The 17,901-nt window shown below is 70.5% G+C and carries 15 protein-coding genes; 7 read left to right on the forward strand and 8 right to left on the reverse strand.

Going from position 1 to position 17,901, the window contains the following annotated elements; all coding sequences use genetic code 11:
* Positions 1–107: 107 nt before the first annotated feature.
* Positions 108–1,184 carry a quinone-dependent dihydroorotate dehydrogenase gene (locus MCBMB27_RS00280; protein ID WP_075379607.1) on the reverse strand — a complete coding sequence of 359 codons (1,077 nt, stop codon included), beginning with the start codon at positions 1,182–1,184 and terminating at the stop codon, positions 108–110.
* Complete coding sequence (locus MCBMB27_RS00285; RefSeq protein ID WP_043755651.1) at positions 1,181–1,531, reverse strand: DUF952 domain-containing protein; 351 nt, start codon at positions 1,529–1,531, stop codon at positions 1,181–1,183. Before MCBMB27_RS00285 ends, MCBMB27_RS00280 begins: the two co-directional genes overlap by 4 nt.
* Positions 1,532–1,846: 315 nt before the next feature.
* Here MCBMB27_RS00285 and MCBMB27_RS00290 point away from each other — a divergent pair, with 315 nt between their 5' ends.
* The 3 genes from MCBMB27_RS00290 (at position 1,847) to MCBMB27_RS00300 (ending at position 4,865) form a co-directional block, all read left to right on the forward strand.
* On the forward strand, positions 1,847–2,479 hold the full coding sequence (locus MCBMB27_RS00290; RefSeq protein WP_043355978.1) for a S24 family peptidase: 633 nt from the start codon (positions 1,847–1,849) through the stop codon (positions 2,477–2,479).
* A 96-nt stretch (positions 2,480–2,575) separates the two neighbouring features.
* Complete coding sequence (locus MCBMB27_RS00295; RefSeq protein WP_043355979.1) at positions 2,576–3,673, forward strand: two-component system sensor histidine kinase NtrB; 1,098 nt, start codon at positions 2,576–2,578, stop codon at positions 3,671–3,673.
* A 220-nt stretch (positions 3,674–3,893) separates the two neighbouring features.
* Positions 3,894–4,865, forward strand: a complete 972-nt coding sequence (locus tag MCBMB27_RS00300) for a TIM44-like domain-containing protein (RefSeq protein ID WP_043383225.1) — start codon at positions 3,894–3,896, stop codon at positions 4,863–4,865.
* Positions 4,866–4,912: 47 nt separating this feature from the next.
* On the opposite strand, the gene rsmA is transcribed toward MCBMB27_RS00300, so the two are convergent.
* From rsmA to lptF, 5 genes are all read right to left on the reverse strand, one after another.
* Positions 4,913–5,791: a 16S rRNA (adenine(1518)-N(6)/adenine(1519)-N(6))-dimethyltransferase RsmA gene (gene rsmA / locus MCBMB27_RS00305; RefSeq protein ID WP_075379608.1), complete on the reverse strand. Its 879-nt coding sequence runs from the start codon at positions 5,789–5,791 to the stop codon at positions 4,913–4,915.
* A 10-nt stretch (positions 5,792–5,801) separates the two neighbouring features.
* Entirely contained in the window at positions 5,802–6,917 is a 1,116-nt protein-coding gene (pdxA, locus tag MCBMB27_RS00310) for a 4-hydroxythreonine-4-phosphate dehydrogenase PdxA (protein ID WP_075379609.1), read from the reverse strand.
* 120 nt (positions 6,918–7,037) lie between these two features.
* The gene (locus tag MCBMB27_RS00315; protein ID WP_051976088.1) at positions 7,038–9,617 is read right to left on the reverse strand and encodes an LPS-assembly protein LptD; all 2,580 of its coding nucleotides are present in this window, start codon (positions 9,615–9,617) and stop codon (positions 7,038–7,040) included.
* Positions 9,618–9,694: 77 nt separating this feature from the next.
* Entirely contained in the window at positions 9,695–10,783 is a 1,089-nt protein-coding gene (gene lptG, locus MCBMB27_RS00320; RefSeq protein WP_043760753.1) for an LPS export ABC transporter permease LptG, read from the reverse strand.
* An 8-nt stretch (positions 10,784–10,791) separates the two neighbouring features.
* A complete protein-coding gene (gene lptF, locus MCBMB27_RS00325; RefSeq protein WP_043383234.1) occupies positions 10,792–11,952 on the reverse strand; it encodes an LPS export ABC transporter permease LptF in 1,161 nt (386 codons plus the stop codon).
* Between the two features lie 287 nt (positions 11,953–12,239).
* Between lptF and MCBMB27_RS00330 the strand changes: the two genes are divergently transcribed.
* The 4 genes from MCBMB27_RS00330 (at position 12,240) to msrP (ending at position 17,504) form a co-directional block, all read left to right on the forward strand.
* The gene (locus MCBMB27_RS00330; RefSeq protein ID WP_075379610.1) at positions 12,240–13,751 is read left to right on the forward strand and encodes a leucyl aminopeptidase; all 1,512 of its coding nucleotides are present in this window, start codon (positions 12,240–12,242) and stop codon (positions 13,749–13,751) included.
* Positions 13,752–13,800: 49 nt separating this feature from the next.
* Positions 13,801–14,535 carry a hypothetical protein gene (locus MCBMB27_RS00335; RefSeq protein WP_075379611.1) on the forward strand — a complete coding sequence of 245 codons (735 nt, stop codon included), beginning with the start codon at positions 13,801–13,803 and terminating at the stop codon, positions 14,533–14,535.
* Between the two features lie 99 nt (positions 14,536–14,634).
* Entirely contained in the window at positions 14,635–16,389 is a 1,755-nt protein-coding gene (locus tag MCBMB27_RS00340) for an AMP-binding protein (RefSeq protein WP_170861836.1), read from the forward strand.
* Between the two features lie 161 nt (positions 16,390–16,550).
* Positions 16,551–17,504, forward strand: a complete 954-nt coding sequence (gene msrP / locus MCBMB27_RS00345) for a protein-methionine-sulfoxide reductase catalytic subunit MsrP (RefSeq protein WP_043755665.1) — start codon at positions 16,551–16,553, stop codon at positions 17,502–17,504.
* A 124-nt stretch (positions 17,505–17,628) separates the two neighbouring features.
* Here the strand turns inward: msrP and MCBMB27_RS00350 are convergent, their stop codons facing one another.
* The gene (locus MCBMB27_RS00350; protein ID WP_043356002.1) at positions 17,629–17,889 is read right to left on the reverse strand and encodes a YARHG domain-containing protein; all 261 of its coding nucleotides are present in this window, start codon (positions 17,887–17,889) and stop codon (positions 17,629–17,631) included.
* Positions 17,890–17,901 lie beyond the last annotated feature (12 nt).

Raw genomic sequence — 17,901 nt, forward strand, 5'->3', positions numbered from 1 at the left:
CGGCTCTCCAGGTCCCTCACAATGGCGTGCGGGCGCAGGCCCCTCATGCATGGGGCACAGGCTAAGCTCCCACTCCGCAAAGCCTTTCTAAACTGGCGCGTCCCCTCTCACGCGGTGCGGGCGAGTTCCGCGGCGTCCCGTCCGACCACCGTGGCGAGGCTGGTGACGCCGGCTCGGTCCATCTGCGCCAGCAGGCCCGCCTTGATGCGCTCGACCAGTCCCGGGCCCTCGTACACGAGCGCGGAGTAGAGCTGCACGAGACTGGCCCCGGCCCGGATCTTGGCCCAGGCGGCCTCCGCCGAATCTACGCCGCCGACGCCGATCAGCGGAATCGTGTCTCCGACCCGCAGGCGCGTCTGGGCCAGCATCCGGGTCGCCGGGCCGAAGAGCGGCCGGCCCGACAGCCCGCCGGTCTCCCGGGCGAGCCCCTGCTCGCGGAGGCTCGCCGGACGGGCCACGGTGGTGTTGGACACGACGAGGGCCTGAACGCCGCGCCGTTGCGCCGTTGCGCAGACCGCGTCGAGGGCGTCCAACGCCATGTCGGGGGCGATCTTCAGGAGGATCGCCGCGTCGGCACCCGCCGCGTCGCGGGCCTCGACCGTCCGGGCGAGCAGTTCGTCGAGGAAGGCCTCGCCCTGGAGGTCGCGCAGGCCCGGGGTGTTGGGCGAGGAGACATTGACGGTGACGAAATCGACCAGCGGCGCGAGGGCGGCGGTGCAGGCCGCGTAGTCGGCGAGGCGGTCGGTGGACTCCTTGTTGGCGCCGATGTTGACGCCGACGATCCCGGAGCGGCCTTTCCGGGCACGCAACCGGCCGGCCACCACCGACACCCCCTCGCTGTTGAGGCCGAAGCGGTTGATCACCGCCCGGTCGGCGGTCAGGCGGAACACCCGCGGCCGCGGGTTGCCGGGCTGCGGTCGCGGCACCACCCCACCCACCTCGACGAAGCCGAAGCCGAGGCTCAGCAACGCGTCGGGAACGCGCGCGCCCTTGTCGAAGCCGGCGGCGAGGCCGACCGGGTTGGGGAAACGGCGCCCGAGCAGGTCGACGGCGAGCCGCGGGTCGTCCGTCGGCGGGCCAGCCGCCGGAAGGAGCGCCAGGGCGCGCAGCGTCAGGTCGTGCGCGCGCTCCGCGTCAAGGCGATGGAGGAGCGGCCGGACGAGCGGGAAGGCGGCGTCGATCATGCCGGCAGGATCCCGGCCGGAAATGCGTGCCGCCCGTCGCCGTCCAGCGGCATTTCGTCCACCGCGACCACGGCCGAGAGCGGCAGCGGACCGTAGAGGTGCGGGAACAGGTCGCCCCCCCGGGAGGGCTCGTAGCGCAGGCCGTCGCCGAGCGCCTCGGCCTCGACCGCAACGAGGAGCAGGTCGTCCTGTCCGGCGAAGTGTCGGGCGGCCGTCTCGGCGACCTGGGCGGCCGTCGAGAAATGGATGAAGCCGTCCTGGCGATCGATCGGCGCCCCCGTGAATTGGCCCGCGGCCTCGGCCTCGCGCCACAGGGCACGCGGACAGATCTTGTAGATGAGCGGCATCGAAGCTCCCCGGAACCGACGCGTCGATAGAGGCGCCGGGCGCCGGCGGCAACACCGATGCGCTCTGCCGATTCGAGGAGCGATTGCAATCTGACGCCCGTAGTTCTACTTTCCTACAACTAGGCTGGACGTCACACAGCCCTGTCCGGACCGGCAGAGCGGATCCGGAAAGTAAATTGTCAAGTATCTCCGCGCGTACCCGGCGGGTTTTGAACGGACCCGGCGGACTAACCGTCTCCGTGCCCCCGAGGCAGCCGGATCCCGGCTGGTGAGACGGGGGTGCCGGCCCGCTGAGGGTGAGCCTCCGAGTCCGCGATGCTGTCGCACGAGCAGATCTGGAACGCCATCGACCGGCTCGCCGAGCGCCACGGCTACTCGGCCTCCGGGCTCGCCCGCCGCGCCGGCCTCGACGCCACGAGCTTCAACCGCTCGAAGCGCGTGGGCGCCGACGGCCGCAAGCGCTGGCCCTCCACGGAATCGGTGTCCAAGGTCCTGGCTGCGACCGGATCGAGCCTCGACGAGTTCCTGCGGCTCATCGAGGCGCGGGAGATTCCCGCCCGCACCATGGTTCCGCTGATCGGCCTGACGCAGGCCGGCGCCGGACGCCTGTTCACCGACGAGGGCATGCCCACCGGCGGCGCGGGCTGGGAGGAGATCGAGTTTCCGGATCTCGGCGAGGAGCGGGCCTTCGCGCTGGAGATCCAGGGCGATTCCATGCTGCCGCTGTTCCGGGACGGCGACGTGCTGATCGTGTCGCCCACGGCCAGCGTCCGCAAGGGCGACCGCGTCGTGGTCCGCCTGCATGGCGGCGAGGTCCTGGCCAAGGAGCTGAAGCGGCGCACGGCCCGGACCGTGGAGCTGGCCTCCCTGAACCCCGAACACGAGGACCGGGTCCTGAATCTCGGCGAGATCGCCTGGATGGCGCGGGTCATGTGGGTGCGCCAGTAGCTGGTGCTCGCGGCGGCCGGCGCTTGGCCGTGACGCCGTTCATCGCTATCGCTGGCCCGTCGCGGACCTTCCGCATCCGCTGAGCGCGAACGCAGCATGGTGCAGCCCGGGACGGATCACAGTGCGGCCAGGGGGGAGCCGCTCGGCGGCGAGGCCCGCTCGCTCCTCGACGCGCTGCCGACGCCCAGCCTCCTGCTCGATCCGCAGGGCCGTGTCCTCCACGCCAACCCGGCCCTGGAGCATCTCGCCGGGTATCCGGCCGAGCGGCTCGCCGCGCAGGGTCTGGACCTTATGCTGGCCCATCGCACGACGGCGCTCGATCCCGCCGGCCCCGCGAGTCAGGAATTCCTGGCCGCACGCGCGGACGGGACCACCTTCTGGGCCCATCTGGACACGGCGCCGCTTCCCGGCACCCGCAACCGCATCGGCCAGATCCTCGACGTCACGGCGCGCCGCGAGGCCGAGGGGGCGCTCGCCCTCTCCCGCCAGCGCGAGGCACTGGGGCTGCTGACCAACAGCGTGGCGCACGAGTTCAACAACTTCCTGCAGATCCTGATCGGCTACATCGACGGGCTGAAACGTCGCCTCGGAGACCGGCAGGAGCCGTTCATCCAGCGGGCGATCGCCCGCTCAGCCGACGCCACCGAGCGGGCGGCGATCCTGACCCGGCACCTGTTGGCCTATTCCCGACGCATCGCGCCCGACGTCCGGGCGGTGGACCTCGACGCGATCGTGGCGGATCTCGCAGGCCGCCTCGAGCCCGATCTGCCGCCGGGCATCCGTCTCACCGTCGCGGCGACGCCGGGCCTGCCCCGGGCGATCAGCAATCCGACCCAGATCGAGTTCGCCCTGCGGCATCTCGTCGCCAATGCCTGCGAGGCCATGCCGTCCGGGGGAACGCTGACTCTGTCGACCTTCCGGATCGATCCTGGCGACCGGTCCTTGCAGCAGCCGGGCCTCGGCAGCGTCGGGATCGCGGTCGGGGATACGGGGCTGGGCATGTCGCCCGAGATGCTCACCCGGGCCCTGGCGCCGTTTCAGACCAGTCACGAGGCGGGGCGCGGCGCGGGCCTCGCGATCGTGCATGGGCTGATGAAGCGCCAGAACGGCACCATCACCCTCGACAGCCGCAGCGGGGAGGGGACCCAGGTGCGCCTCGTCTTTCCGGCGGCTCCCGAGCGCACTCTTCACTGAGCCGCCGGGTCCGACGCGCGGCGCAACGCAACCCCGGGCAGCGGGCGTTCGGCGTGCCCGGCTCGGCCGGATCGCCGTTCACCGCGTCCATGGACGGGGGGCGCTCCCGTGGAAAACGTCATCCCGGCGCCGTCGGGCAGGACTAAAACCCGAGCCGGGCCGTTCCCATATCGTCACTGGCGCTCCGCGCTCTTCGGTTCTCGTCCTCTGAGGCGTGTACATGTTTACTGAGATTTCGCGCCGCCGGCGTGTGGCCGCCCTCCTGGCGCTGGCCGCTGCGCTGACCGTCGCGGCGCCCGTCGTGGAAGCCCGTCCGGGCGGCGGCGGATCGTTCGGATCCCGTGGCTCGCGCACCTACACGGCCCCCTCGGCCACGCCGACGGCCCCGGGTGGCGGCATGACCATGCAGCGTTCGCAGACCGCGCCGTCCCCCGGCATGGGCAGCCCCGGCATGCAGGCTCCGGCCGCGCCCGGCCGGCGGTTCGGCGGCGGCTTCTTCGCGGGCCTGCTGGGTGCCGGCCTGATCGGCGCACTCCTCGGCGGCGGCTTCTTCGGCGGCCTCGGTGGCCTCGCCTCGATGATCGGCCTGCTGTTCCAGGTCGGGCTCGTGGTGCTCGTGGTGATGCTGGCCCTGCGCTTCTTCCGCCGCCGGAACGAGCCGGCCGGCGCCGGTGCCCCCTATGCCCGCTCGTCGCTCAACGACGAGCCCGGCGCGCGCGGCCCGATGGGCGCTGCTCCGGCTGGTCCCGCCGCCGGCATGTTCGGCGGTGGCCAGCGGCCGCCGCAGACACGCCCGGTCCAGATCGGCCCGGCCGACTATCAGGCGTTCGAGCGGCTGCTCGGCGACGTTCAGGATGCCTATTCCCGCGAGGATCGGGTGACGCTGGGCAACCTGTCGACGCCCGAGATGGTCGGCTACTTCGATGAGGAGCTGCGCAACAACGCGGCCCGCGGCGTGGTGAACACGATCTCGGACGTGAAGCTGCTGCAGGGCGACCTTGCGGAAGCCTGGGGTGAGGATCGCACCGACTACGCCACCGTGGCGATGCGCTACGCCCTCAAGGACGTGATGGTGGAGCGGGCCAGCGGCCGCGTCGTCTCGACGGATACGTCCGAGGCGACGGAGCTCTGGACCTTCCTGCGCCAGCCCGGGCGCGGCTGGGTGCTCTCGGCGATCCAGCAGACCCGCTGATTGCGCCGCGCGCTCCGGCCTCCGGGCCGGAGCCGCCGTGCAGGCTTTCAAGCCGGCGCCGCCCCCGCGGTGCCGGCTTTTCTGCGCGCGTCCCACCGGTTCGCCAGATCGACGAAGCCTGCCACCGGGATTTCCTCGGCCCGCGCCGTCTCGACGAGCCCGGCCGCGGCCAGCAGGATGCCGGGCTCGGGCGTCAACGCCTTGAGGCTCTGACGCAGCATCTTCCGGCGTTGGCCGAAGGCCGCGCGGGTGACGGCTTCCAGCGCACCGGCGCGGCAGGGCAAAGGCTCCGCCCGCGGCACAAGCCGCACCACGCTCGACGTCACCTTCGGTGGCGGCACGAACGCCGAAGGGCTGACGTCGAACAGGATCTCGGCCTCGGTCCGCCAGCCGCAGAGCACGCCGAGCCGGCCGTAATCGGCCCGCTCCTCGGGACTGGCGACGATGCGCTCGGCGACTTCCCGCTGGAACATCAGCACGGCCTGATCCCACCAGGGCGGCCAGGCTTCACCGTCGAGCCAGCCGGTGAGCAGCGCCGTGCCGACATTGTAGGGCAGGTTGGCGACGATCCGGGCGGGACCATCGCCCACCAGCGGCCGCGGATCGAAGGCGAGGGCGTCGGCGTCGACCACCTCGAGGCGTCCCGGATAATGGGCGGCGATCTCGGCGAGCGCCGGCAGGGCGCGCGGGTCGCGCTCGATCGCCACGACGCGGGCGGCGCCCTCGGCGAGGAGCGCGCGCGTCAGGCCGCCCGGACCGGGGCCGACCTCCACCACGGTCACACCCGCGAGGGGACCCGCTGCCCGGGCGATCCGCCCGGTCAGGTTGAGGTCGTACAGGAAGTTCTGGCCGAGCGCCTTCTTCGGCTCCAGGCCGTGGCGGGCGACGACGTCGCGCAGCGGCGGAAGACCGTCCCCGGCGCTCATGATGGCTCCCTCACAGCTCGTCCTCGGCGTCGAAGTGGTGGGCGCCCGGGGATCGCGGCCGCCCGGCATAGACGCTGAACGGGATGATTTCGGCACCGCCCAACGGACCGCGTCGCACCGCCGCGTTGGCGGCCAGCCGATCAGCGAGGCGCAAAGCAGCCACGAGGCTGTCGGGCCGGGCGATGCCCTGACCGGCGATATCGAAGGCCGTGCCGTGGTCCGGTGAGGTCCGCACGAAGGGCAGGCCGAGGGTGACGTTCACGCCGTCGTCGAACGCGATGGTCTTGATCGGGATCAGGGCCTGGTCGTGCGTGGGCGCGAGGGCGACGTCGTAGGTGGTCCGGGCGCGGGCGTGGAACAGGGTGTCGGCCGGGAGCGGCCCGCGGATGTCGATGCCCTGTGCCCGCAGCCGCGCCACTGCGGGGGCGAGGACGTCGCGGTCTTCATGGCCGATCGTCCCAGCCTCGCCCGCATGCGGGTTGAGGCCCGCGAGGACGAGGCGCGGCTCCGGCAGACCGAACCGGTCGCGCAGGTCCCGAGCGACGATCAAGGCGGTCTCCTCGACGAGGTCCTGGGTGAGGAGAGCCGGCACGTCCTTCAGCGGCACGTGGATCGTCACCGGAACCACCGAGAGCTCCGGGCTCCAGATCATCATCACAGGCCTGGGCGGCGTCTGGCCGGGCGGCACCGAGAGGGCGGCCAGGAACTCGGTGTGGCCCGGATGGGCGAACCCCGTCCGGGTCAGCACGAACTTGGCGATGGGGTTGGTGACCACTGCGCTCGCGCGTCCGGCCTTCACGAACGCCACCGCCGCCGTGATCGACTCGATGGTCGCGCCGGCATTGACGGAATCGGGTACGCCCGGCTCGGCGGCGACGCGGGCGCCGCTCGGCAGCGACACCACCGGGAGGGCGCGCGGGAACACCTCGGCGGCGGTCTCGGGATCGACCTCGGCCACCGGAACGGGGCGGCCGAGGCGGTGGGCGAGGCGCTCGACGAAGTCCGGATCGGCCACGAGGAAGAACGGCGGCAGCGGCTCCGTGCCGCCCCGTCCGAGCCACGCGCTGAGCGCCAGCTCCGGACCGATGCCGGCAGGATCTCCGAGGGTGAGGGCGAGGGGCGGCATGGGCGGTCTATAGCGCCGGCGGGCCGCGGGCGCATCCTCGGCGCCACGGGTCCGAGCCGCCGGGGAGCGCGGGTCCACGGATAGTGGCTCCCGAGGCCCACAGACGCGGAGAGCGGGACTTTACCGCACCGAGGCGATGCCGTCCGCGGTGGTGGCGGTGCCGACGTTCTGGCGCAGATCCGCCTCACCCAGCGTCTTGAGTTCGACCCGCAGCAGGACGGTCTGGTTGCGCTCGCGGACGCCGGTGGCCGTCGCGATCGGGGAATTGATGTAGTTCAGCGAGACGGTGGTGCATTCGTCCTGATAGCCGCCGCCGAAGCTCGCCCCCGAGAGATAGAAGCGCCCCGGATTCTGGTAGATCGGCACGGTTCCGATCGGGTTCGCCAGATAGGAGCTCAGGGCATCCGTATAGGTGTTGCGCACGTCCAGGTAGTGCGTGAGGTCGACGAGCAGCGAGCCCGACACGAACCAGTTCGGCGTGATGTTGTAGGTCGCGGACGCCGTGACGCCTTCGCGATAATGGCTGTAGCCGAGCAGCGGCTGCGCCTCGTAGTAGGAATAGAAAGCCGACAGCGTCAGCGGCGCGAACGGCGCGAATCGTGCCGTCACGCCGGTCTCGAACCGCGCCACGTGGAAGTCGGCCTGGTTGAACCGGGCACGGCTGATGAACGTGATGTTCTGGTTCGGCGAGACCTGGAACCGGCCGACGAAGTCCGATCGCTGCGTCTCGAGCCCGGAATCCAGGCCGGTATTGGCGATGTCGCCGCGACGGAACGAGTTGACGCCCGCGAGCTGGATGGACTCGCCGAACAGCACGTTCGCGTACCAGCCGGACGGGGTCACGACGGAGTACTGGCCGCCGAGATTGGTGCGCACGCCGCCTTCGACCCGGTCGTAGCCCGAGAACTTGTCCCATTCGAACAGCGACGTGTCGTCGAAGACGAGGCTCTGCGCGTCCTCGTTCGGCAGGCGGCCGATCCGGGTCTCCGACGGGCGCGCGATGATCTGGCCGATCGGCTCCAGGGTGTGGACGCCGAGCGCGCCGAAATTGGCGACGAACGGGTAGCGGTAATCGAGGCCAATCGCCGGCATGACCCGGCCGGCGAAGCCGTCGTCGATCTTCGCCACCTGCGGCGCGAGATCGTTCTGGTAGCCGGAGAAGCTCGGATTGGTGAAGAACGCGTCCGTGCGCAGATACGCGAACGGCGTGAACTTCTGGCCCCAGTCGTCGATGAAGCTGCGGCGCCAGGACAGTTCCGCGGAGGCGCGGGTGTTGGTGCCGGCGAGCCCGTCGATCGCGCAGAGGCCGCGCTGGAAGACCGTGCAGGTCTGGTAGAGCGGGAAGCTGACGCCGTTGACGCTCGGCGAGAACAGGTAGCTCGAGGTCCGTGGCAGGCCCTGGTACTGCGTGGTCTCGCGGGTCAGGCTGGTGATGTTCGCCTGGAAGCGCACCTCGCCGCCGATCTCCGAGGGGCCGTTGACCCGCTTGTCGTAGTCGATCACCGGGGCGACGATCGGCTGCTGCTTCTGCCAGTCGAAGCTCGACAGGCCCTTGAAGTAGTAGCCCCGCGCCTCGAACCACGAGCGGTCGCCCTGGCCGATCAGGTACGCCGTCGAGGTCGCCTCACGGAAATAGTCCGTCGTGATGTTCTGGTTGCGGATCCGGTAATTGTCGAGGAACCACTTGTCGGTGACGCCGACGAGGTCCCAGCCCGTACGCCAGCGCGGGTTGATGTAGAACCGGCCCTGCGACTCCACCGAGCCGCGGAAATCGCGCTCGCCGGCGCCGAGGGGGCTCGGCAGGAAGGCCGAGGGCGTCGTCTGCGAGATGCCCGAAAGGCGGATGTTGTAGAAGCCGTTGTCGATCCGCTGGCGGAACTCGCCCTGCGCGAGCAGGCCCTGCCGGCTGAGCAGCGTCGGCGTCACCGTCAGATCGTAGTTCGGTGCCAGATTGATGAAGTAGGGAAGCGACACGCCGTTGCCGAGGGCGGTCGTCGTGATGAAGCGCGGCGTCAGGAAGCCGGTCTTGCGCTTCACCGTCGGATCTGGCGCCTCGAAATACGGCAGGTAGGCCACCGGGATCCCGGCGATCTCGAGCGTCGAGTCGTCGAAGTAGACCGTGTGGGTCTCGTTGTCGTGGATGATCTTCTTCGCCTTGATCTGCCACAGCGGCGGCGTCTCAGGGTTGTCCTTGCACGGCTCGCAGGCCGTGTAGCTGCCGGATTCGAAGCTCGTCTGCTCGCCGTTCAGGCGCTCGGCCCGGGGCGCAGAGAACCGGGTGCGCACGGTCTCGAACTTGCGCTGGACGGTCTGCTGGCCGCGGAAGGCATCCACGAAGCCGGTCTTGAAGTCGTCGGTGAGCTCCATGCGCGCGCCGGTCACGACGCCGCCATCGGCCTCGGTGAGGCGGACATTGCCCTCGGCGAAGACCCGGCCGGAAGTCCGGTCGTAGCGCACGCGGTCGGCCTGCAGGGTCCGGGGCCCGTAATGCAGCTCGGCGTTGCCCCGCGCCGTCACGGTGCCGTGGTCGTTGTCGTAGATCAGCTCGTCGGCCTCGACGAGGAGCTTGTCGCCGGGCTTGCCGGCCGTCACGGCGGGCAGGCCCTGGGCATGGGCGGACAGGCCCCCCGCCAGCGGCGCGGCGAGCGCCAGCACAGCTCGGAAACCAGCCTTCCGCAGGATGTCGGCGACCTTACGCAACGCGCGTCCCAACCCCTGTGACGTCTGCCGCCACCAACCTCAACACCCGTCTCCCGTCCCGCGAAGGCTCGCGGAAGTCAGCCGTCTTCCTGGTACAGAAGCGTGAGCGTACCGAGAAGACTGCCTACCACGGCCGGGAACCAGGCCGCCACCGGTGCGGCGACGAGTCCGGACGCCCCGAGCCCCTCCATGACCTGTCGGACCACGTAGAGAGCGAAGCCGGCCGCGACGCCACCGAGCACGAGTTTTCCGACACCACCAAAGCGGAAGAACCGTAAGGAAACGGTTGCGGCGACGATGACCATGGCCACGAACAGCACCGGCCTTGCCCACAGGACATCGTACTGGAGCCGGTATCGGGTGGCGTCCAAACCGGCCCGCTCGGTCCGCGCGATCGTTGTGGGAAGTTGCCAGAAAGGCACAGATTCGGGGGGCGTGAACCCCTGACGCACCTGTGCGGGGTCGAGGTTCGAGGCGATCAGGTAGGTGTCGAACGACTCAGGGGGCGTGTCCGGTGTGAGAACGCGCACATCGGAGAGTTCCCAGTAGCCGTCGTGCAGCGTGGCGCGGGCCGCGACGAGCTGCTCGGCGAACTTGCCGGCCGCGTCGAAGGTGAAGACCGACACGCCGGCGAGGGTGGTCGTGCCCTCGATGGCGGTCTCGGCGCGGAGGATCGCCTCGCCGTCGAGGCCCTTCTGGCGGATCCAGAGGTCCTTGCCCGAACTCGCCTTGGTGGATTTGGCGAAGATCTTCGCCTCGATCTCGGTGGAGCGCTGTTTCAGCAGCGCCGAGACCGGGTTGTAGACGCCGACGGCCAGCGCACCGAGGGTGAGGGCCACGAAGAAGCCGGGCTGCAGGAACTGCCAGGCCGAGATCCCGGCCGCCCGCGCGACCACCAGTTCCAGCTTGCGCGAGAGCTGGAGCAGGGCCGCCATGGAGCCGAACAGGATCGCGAAAGGCAGGACGCCCTCGGCCACCGCGGGGGTGCGATAGAGCGAGAGCTGCGCCATCAGCCCCGCGGAGGCGCCCTGGGCCTCGCCAGCGCGGCGGAGGAGCTCGACGAAGTCCAGGGTGTAGACCAGGGCGAACACGGTGACGAACACGCCGAGCACCGTGCGGAGGAACCGGGCGGCGAAATACCGCCCGAGGGTGGGGCCGATCAGCATCATCGGGTTCAGGCCGCCGGCGCCAGGCGCGGGCCGCGGAACAGGCCGCGCACGATGCGGGCCAGGGCGGCGTTGAATGCGCGGACCCGCGGTCCGAAGAAGATCAGGAGGCTCGACAGGACGATCGCCAGAAGCGGCACGCCGTAGACCGCCCCCACGGCCGCCGGGCTGCGCGCGGCGGCGCTGACCGCCGCGAAGCCGCCGATGCGCAGGGCCACCACGGCGAGGATTGCCCCGGCGACCGCGACGCCGCGCCCCTGCCGTGTCGTGCGTGGGTCGCCCAGCGCCGCGAAGGCGATGAAGACCAGGGCCAGCGGGTAGAGACAGGCGGAAAGCCGGTCGTGCAGCTCCGCCCGGAACCGGCCCTTCTGCAGCTTGTAGTAGCCTTCGGTCGTGTCGGGGAACAGGAGCTGCGCCGTCGATCGCTCCCGGGGCTTGTAGATCGTGTCGGAATCCGGGGGCGCGAAGGCGGCGAGGTCGATCGTGTAGCGCTCGAAGGTCAGGATCGACGAATCGCGGGAATCCTTCTGCTGCTGATGGACGCTGCCGTTCTCCAGGATCAGATAGCTCTGTCCATCGACGTCGGCCGCGTTGCCGCGCTCGGCGAGGTAGACCTTCGTCTTCCCGGCCTCACGCCGGTCCTGGATGAACAGCCCCTTCAGGGTGCCCCCCGGGCCGCGCTCGCGGAAGTGGAAGGTGATGCCGTTGTCGAGCTGGGTGAACTGCCCCTCCTTGACGACGTTCGCGATGAAGTCGCCGCGGACCCGGGTGATCACGTCGCGCAGCTCCTGGAAGCTCGCGGGCATCACCACCACCACCAGGAATCCCACCAGGAAGCTGACGAACAGCGCCAGGGTCAGGAAGGGGCGCAGGAGCGAGCGGGGCGGCATCCCGGCCGCCGACATGACGATCAGCTCGGAATCGCCGTTCAACTTGTTGAGGGCGTAGATCGTGCCGATGAACAGGGCGACGGGGGCGATCACCACCACGAGGGTCGGCAGGGACAGGCCCGTGACGAAGAGGAAGACCAGCAGCGTCTGGCCCTTGGCGGTCACGAGGTCGAGCTCGCGCAGGGCCTGCGTCAGCCAGATCGTGCCCGTCAGCCCGATCAGGCAGGCGAGGGTGGCGCCCAGGGCGATCCGAAAGATGTAGCGCTCGATCTGCCTCATCGGCCCGGCAGTCCCGCTTCAGCATCGTCCCGAAAGGTGGTGCCGGCTTTCGGGCAAAGACGATGCGAATCCAAAGCTCGAGGCCGTCGTGCCGGATCCTTCAAATCCGGCATGATGGTCCCATCCTCTTGCGCCCTCGGAGCGGCAGGGACCCGACAAAAGGGGCGATTCCAGGGCTGTCACGCCGCGTTGCGTTCTCCGTCTCAGCGGCTACACAGAGCGGATGGCCCGCGCCTCGGCGCGCGGGTACGTAGTACGGCTCCGGGAAAACGGGCAGGGCGACGGGTATGGCGGACGGTATCGAGATCGGTTTCGGTCCCCTGGAGCAGAGCGGCCAGGGCCCCGGCGGATCCGGCGATCTCGTGGTCTTCGTCGGCGACGACCTGTCGCTCGGATCGGCGGCCCGGGAAGTGCTCGGCGCCTCCGGGGCGGATCTCGTGGCCCGCGCCGCGGCCTCCGAGAAGTTCAAGGGCCGCGCGCTCAGCGCGCTGACGCTGCCGGCCCCTTCGGGCGTCGGCGCCGACCGCCTCGTGGTCGTGGGCCTCGGCTCCGAGAAGGATCGGGCCAAGACCGACTGGCCGGCGCTCGGCGGCTTCACCGCCGGCAAGGTGGCGGGGCGGACCGCCCGGGTCGTGCTCGACTGGCCCGGCACGACGGTCACGGCGACGCAGGCCGGCGAGTTCGCCTTCGGCGCGCGCCTGCGGACCTACGCGTTCGACCGCTACAAGACCAAGAAGAAGCCCGACGCCGACGACAAGTCCGTCACCGCGCTGACCCTGCTGCTCGCCGATCACGGCGCGGCCGCCCGCGAGGGCGAGGGCGCCCGGAGCCTGTCAGACGGCGTGATCCTGGCGCGCGACCTCGTGAACGAGCCGCCGAACGTGCTCTTCCCGGCGGAATTCGCTCGCCGCGCCTCGGAACTCGCCAAGCTCGGCGTCGAGATCGAGGTGCTGGAGCCGGCCCGGATGCGGGAGCTCGGCATGGGTGCGTTGCTCGCGGTGGCGCAGGGCTCGGCCCGCGAGCCGCGGATCGTGATCATGCGCTGGAACGGCGGCCCCGCGGCGGAGCCGCCCGTGGCCCTCATCGGCAAGGGCGTCGTGTTCGATTCCGGCGGCGTCTCGATCAAGCCCGGCGGCGGCATGGAGGACATGAAGGGCGACATGGGCGGCGCGGCCGCCGTGGTCGGTGCCCTGCATGCCCTCGCCGCGCGCAAGGCGCGCTGCAACGTGGTCGGCGCCATCGGCATCGTGGAGAACATGCCGGATGGCGGCTCCTACCGCCCCTCCGACATCCTGACCTCCATGTCCGGCCAGACCATCGAGGTGATCAACACCGACGCCGAGGGCCGGCTGGTGCTGGCCGACGTGATCACCCACGTCATCCGAAGCACCAAGCCGAAGGCGCTGGTCGATCTCGCGACGCTGACGGGCGCGATCATCGTGGCGCTGGGCCAGGACATCGCCGGCATGTTCTCGAACGACGACACGCTGGCGGGCAACATCCACGCCGCCGGCGAGGCGACCGGCGAGAAGGTCTGGCGGATGCCGATGATCCCGGCCTACGACAAGGCGATCGATTCCAAGTTCGCCGACATGAAGAACACCGGCGGCCGTCACGGCGGCGCCGCCACCGCGGCCTCGTTCATCAAGCGCTATGTCGAGGACGTGCCGTGGGCGCATCTCGACATCGCGGGCGTGGCGATGTCGTCGAACGCCAGCGAGATCAACCGCAGCTGGGGCGCGGGCTGGGGCGTGCGCCTCCTCGACCGGCTGATTCGCGACCATTACGAGGCCCGCTAAGGCGGCCGCGGCGGTCCAGACGCCGCGCGCCGGTCCGGGCAATCTCAGCATGGCCGCACACGCCAACGCCGCGCGCGATCGGGCCGATCCGGGTGACGGGACGTCCGGAGGCCGCGTCGGCGGCCTCCTCCTGGCAGCCGTCGGGCCGATTCTCGCTATGCTGGCCGCCCTGGCGCTCGTCGCCGTCACCGGCCTGAGCCAGCGTGGTTCCGTGCCGGAGGCCCTCGAGCCCTGGATCTTCGGCTACTTCATCGGCCGCTACCCGCTCTTCGCCTTCGCGCTGGTCTACGGGCTGGGGCATCTCGCGCGCGCGGCGGCGGAGCCGGGTCCCGCCTCCGTCCCGCGCCGGGTCCTGTTCGGCCTCGCGGGGGCGGCCGCCCTTCTCGCCGCCGGGCTCTATCCCACCTTCGGCGGCCTCATCCTGCGCGGTGCCTTCGCCACCGGCGGCATGGCGTTCCTCACGCATCAGCCCCTGTGGCTGGCTTTCGGACTCGGCGCCGCTGTGGGTGCCCTGCTGTTCGGCAGCGTCCTCGGGCTGTTCGCGGTCGCGGCCAACCGGCCCCTGCGGCCGCGCCTGCGCCGGATCGGCTTCGGAGCGCTCGCCTTCCTGGCCCTGTGGTTCGGCGCGATCCTGATCGGCCTCGCCGGCGACCTGGGCGTCGGCCCCTGGCCGCGCCGGGCGATGCGACCGGAGGAGGCCGCGCTCGCCGCGGGCCTGCTGATCGCCGCTGCTCTGCCCCACACCGCTCTGGCGACATTGCGCCGGCATCGTCGGGGCGTCTGAGCCCCCTGCCTTGCGGGCCGGCCTCCGTTCCCGCAGAGTCTGCGCGACAGGCGTAGCGAGACCCGGCCACCGAGAGTCGGGCCCGCGGGAGGCATCGCGATGCACGAGGCGAACGTGATCGAGCACGGCGCTCAAGCCGCTACGGCCGGCGCGTCGCCGGCCACGCCAAGCGGCGGGTCCTCCGACCGACCCTGGCTGGCCTCCTACCCGTCCCGGGTTCCGGCGGAGATCGACGTCGCGGCCCTCGGGACCCTGGTCGGCCTGTTCGAATCCAGCATGGCCGCCTTCGCCGACCGGCCGGCGATGCTGTGCTTCGGCTCGACCATGACCTACGCCACCCTCGGCCAGCAGGCGCGCGACCTCGCGGCCTGGCTGCGCGGACAGGGCCTGGCAAAGGGCGACCGCGTTGCGATCATGCTGCCGAACGTCCCGGCCTATGCGGTCGCGATCTTCGGCGTTCTCCTGGCGGGCGGGACGGTGGTCAACACCAACCCTCTCTACACACCCCGGGAATGTGCGCAGCAGATCAACGATTCCGGTGCGCGGATCCTGATCGTCCTGGAGAATTTCGGCGCCACGGTCGCGGCAGCCCTGCCGGACGTCGCCCTGGAGCGGGTCGTCCTCGTGGGCCCGGGCGACGGGCTCGGGCTCAAGGGCCACGTGATCACGCTCGCCAGCCGGCATGTGCGCAAGGCCGTGCCGCCGTTCCGCCTTCCGGAGGGCCTCGCGATCCCCTTCGCCACCGTCTTGCGCCGGGGCCGGTCGATGCCGCGGGCGACGGTCCGGGTCGAACCGGAGGACCTCGCCTTCCTGCAATATACCGGCGGCACCACGGGCATCGCCAAGGCGGCGATGCTGAGCCACCGCAACATCATGGCGAATGTCGAGCAGTCGCAGCTCTGGTTCAACTCGAAGGATCCGAGCGTCCCGCGCTGCGTGGTCACGGCCCTGCCGCTCTACCACATCTTCGCGCTCACGGCGTGCTTCTTCCAGTTCATGCGCAGCGGCGGATCCTGCCTCCTGATTCCCAATCCGCGCGACTGCGACGGCATGGTCAAGACGCTGAGCCGCACCCGCTTCACCCACCTGATGGGCGTGAACACCCTGTTCAACGTGCTGATCAACCACCCGAAGATCGGTACGGTGGATTTCGCCAACCTCGACTTCGTGGTCGGCGGCGGGACCGCCGTGCAGCGGGCGGTCGCCGAGCGCTGGAAGGCGCTGACCGGCAACACGATCATCGAGGGCTACGGCCTGTCCGAGACCTCCCCGGTCGTGTGCGTCAATCCGCACGGCATGCGGGATTTCTCCGGCACGATCGGCTACCCGCTGCCCTCCACCGAGGTCTCGATCCGCGACGTCGCCGGCGAACCGGTCCCGATCGGGCAGCCCGGCGAGATCTGCGTGCGCGGCCCGCAGGTGATGCGCGGCTACTGGAACCGACCGGAGGAGACGGCCCGGGCGATGACGGCGGACGGGTTCTTCCGGACGGGCGACGTGGCGATCCTGCAGGCGGACGGCCAGATCCGGATCGTCGACCGGATGAAGGACATGATCCTGGTCTCCGGCTTCAACGTCTATCCCAACGAGGTCGAGGACGTCCTGGCGGCCCACCCCGCCGTGCTCGAATGCGCGGTGGTCGGCGCACCGAGCGAGGAAACCGGCGAGATGGTGGTGGCCCACGTGGTCCTGAAGGATCCGTTGGTCTCCCCCGAGGCCCTGCGGGCGTATGCGCGCACCCAGCTCACCGGCTACAAGGTGCCCCGCCGCGTGGTGTTCCACGAGACGCTGCCCAAGACCAATGTCGGCAAGGTGCTGCGGCGGATGCTGCGCGACGAGACCCCGCCGGCCTGAGCCTCGGCCGATCGTCGGGCACCCGCCTGCGTCCAGGTGCCGCTCACCTGCGGCGTAACGCCGGGATGCGGGTCGCCGAAAGGTGAGGCTGCGGCGCTTGCGCCCCTGTCGGCTGCGGCCGATCTGTGGGTTGTGCGCGCAGGACATCCGAGGAGACGGCCATGTTGATCAAGCGCAAGCGCGGTTGGGAGATTCCGGAGCATCTGGCGACGCCGGAGGCCGTCTTCATCAACCGGCGGGCCCTGATCGGCGGTGCGGCCGGACTCGCGGCCGGCTCGCTCCTGGGCCCCCGTCAGGCCCTGGCGGCCGCAGGCGACCCGTCGCTCTATCCGGCGCCACAGAACCCGGCCTACACCCTCGACCGGCCCCTGACGCCCGAGCGCTTCAGCGCCGACTACAACAATTTCTACGAGTTCGGCACGTCGAAGACGGTGCTACCGGCAGCCAATGCCCTCAAGACGCAACCCTGGACCCTGAAGATCGACGGCCTCGTGGAGAAGCCGTTCGAGATCGGCGTCGACGACCTGATCCGGAAGGTGGGTCTGGAGGAGCGGCTCTACCGCCACCGCTGCGTCGAGGCGTGGTCCATGGCGGTGCCCTGGACAGGCTTCCCGCTGGCGAAGCTCGTGGCGCTCGCCAAGCCCGCCTCGGGCGCGAAGTACATCCGCTTCGAGACCTTCATGGACAAGGCGATGGCCCCCGGCCAGCGGGCCTTCTTCTATCCCTGGCCCTACACGGAGGGCCTGACATTGGCCGAGGCCGGCAACGACCTCGCCTTCATGGTGACGGGGGTCTACGGCAAGCCGCTGCCCAACCAGTTCGGGGCGCCGATCCGCGTCGCGGTGCCGTGGAAATACGGGTTCAAGTCGGCCAAGTCGCTGGTGAAGATCTCTTTCACCGCCGACCGGCCGAAGACCTTCTGGGAGGGGCTGCAGGCCTCCGAGTACGGCTTCTGGGCCAACGTGAACCCGGCCGTGCCGCATCCGCGCTGGAGCCAGGCCACGGAGCGGGTTCTGGGGACCGACCAGCGGGTGCCGACGCTGATTTACAACGGCTACGGCGAGCAGGTCGCCAGCCTCTACAAGGGCCTCGAAGGCGAACGGCTGTTCGTGTGAGGGGCTGCTCGGCGACACCCGCCGAGGCAAACCCGCCCGAGCCTCGCCCCACCGGGCGGGGCTTCAGTTCTTTGTCGTCACGCGTCTGTACGCGGTATCGGCGTCCACTGCGGCGGCGCGCACGCTAGCGCGGGCAGCCATGGGCGCGCTCGAAGGCCTGCAGCTCCGCCACCGTCGCCTGTTCCTGGCGCGAGAGCGGTATGCGGTCCATGGCGTCGTACCGGCAATCGGTATTGCCAAAGGTCCGGATCGCCCGTGGCGTGCTGAAACAATAGCCGGCCTGCTTGTAGATCAGGTTGCGCTGGTACCAAGCTTCCGCGCAGTCATCCGCCATCGCGTTGGTCGAACCCGCGACGAGGATCAGAGCGTAGAGGGCAGCGCGCATCGAATCGTCTCC

The organism is Methylobacterium phyllosphaerae (assembly GCF_001936175.1).
GTDB lineage: Bacteria > Pseudomonadota > Alphaproteobacteria > Rhizobiales > Beijerinckiaceae > Methylobacterium > Methylobacterium fujisawaense.

Excerpts from the sequence above, each read along its gene's own strand:
- MCBMB27_RS00280 (WP_075379607.1), bottom strand. The coding sequence starts at position 1,184 with ATGATCGACGCCGCCTTCCCGCTCGTCCGGCCGCTCCTCCATCGCCTT.
- MCBMB27_RS00285 (WP_043755651.1), bottom strand. The coding sequence starts at position 1,531 with ATGCCGCTCATCTACAAGATCTGTCCGCGTGCCCTGTGGCGCGAGGCC.
- MCBMB27_RS00290 (WP_043355978.1), top strand. The coding sequence starts at position 1,847 with ATGCTGTCGCACGAGCAGATCTGGAACGCCATCGACCGGCTCGCCGAG.
- MCBMB27_RS00295 (WP_043355979.1), top strand. The coding sequence starts at position 2,576 with ATGGTGCAGCCCGGGACGGATCACAGTGCGGCCAGGGGGGAGCCGCTC.
- MCBMB27_RS00300 (WP_043383225.1), top strand. The coding sequence starts at position 3,894 with ATGTTTACTGAGATTTCGCGCCGCCGGCGTGTGGCCGCCCTCCTGGCG.
- rsmA (WP_075379608.1), bottom strand. The coding sequence starts at position 5,791 with ATGAGCGCCGGGGACGGTCTTCCGCCGCTGCGCGACGTCGTCGCCCGC.
- pdxA (WP_075379609.1), bottom strand. The coding sequence starts at position 6,917 with ATGCCGCCCCTCGCCCTCACCCTCGGAGATCCTGCCGGCATCGGTCCG.
- lptG (WP_043760753.1), bottom strand. The coding sequence starts at position 10,783 with ATGCTGATCGGCCCCACCCTCGGGCGGTATTTCGCCGCCCGGTTCCTC.
- lptF (WP_043383234.1), bottom strand. The coding sequence starts at position 11,952 with ATGAGGCAGATCGAGCGCTACATCTTTCGGATCGCCCTGGGCGCCACC.
- MCBMB27_RS00330 (WP_075379610.1), top strand. The coding sequence starts at position 12,240 with ATGGCGGACGGTATCGAGATCGGTTTCGGTCCCCTGGAGCAGAGCGGC.
- MCBMB27_RS00335 (WP_075379611.1), top strand. The coding sequence starts at position 13,801 with ATGGCCGCACACGCCAACGCCGCGCGCGATCGGGCCGATCCGGGTGAC.
- MCBMB27_RS00340 (WP_170861836.1), top strand. The coding sequence starts at position 14,635 with ATGCACGAGGCGAACGTGATCGAGCACGGCGCTCAAGCCGCTACGGCC.
- msrP (WP_043755665.1), top strand. The coding sequence starts at position 16,551 with ATGTTGATCAAGCGCAAGCGCGGTTGGGAGATTCCGGAGCATCTGGCG.
- MCBMB27_RS00350 (WP_043356002.1), bottom strand. The coding sequence starts at position 17,889 with ATGCGCGCTGCCCTCTACGCTCTGATCCTCGTCGCGGGTTCGACCAAC.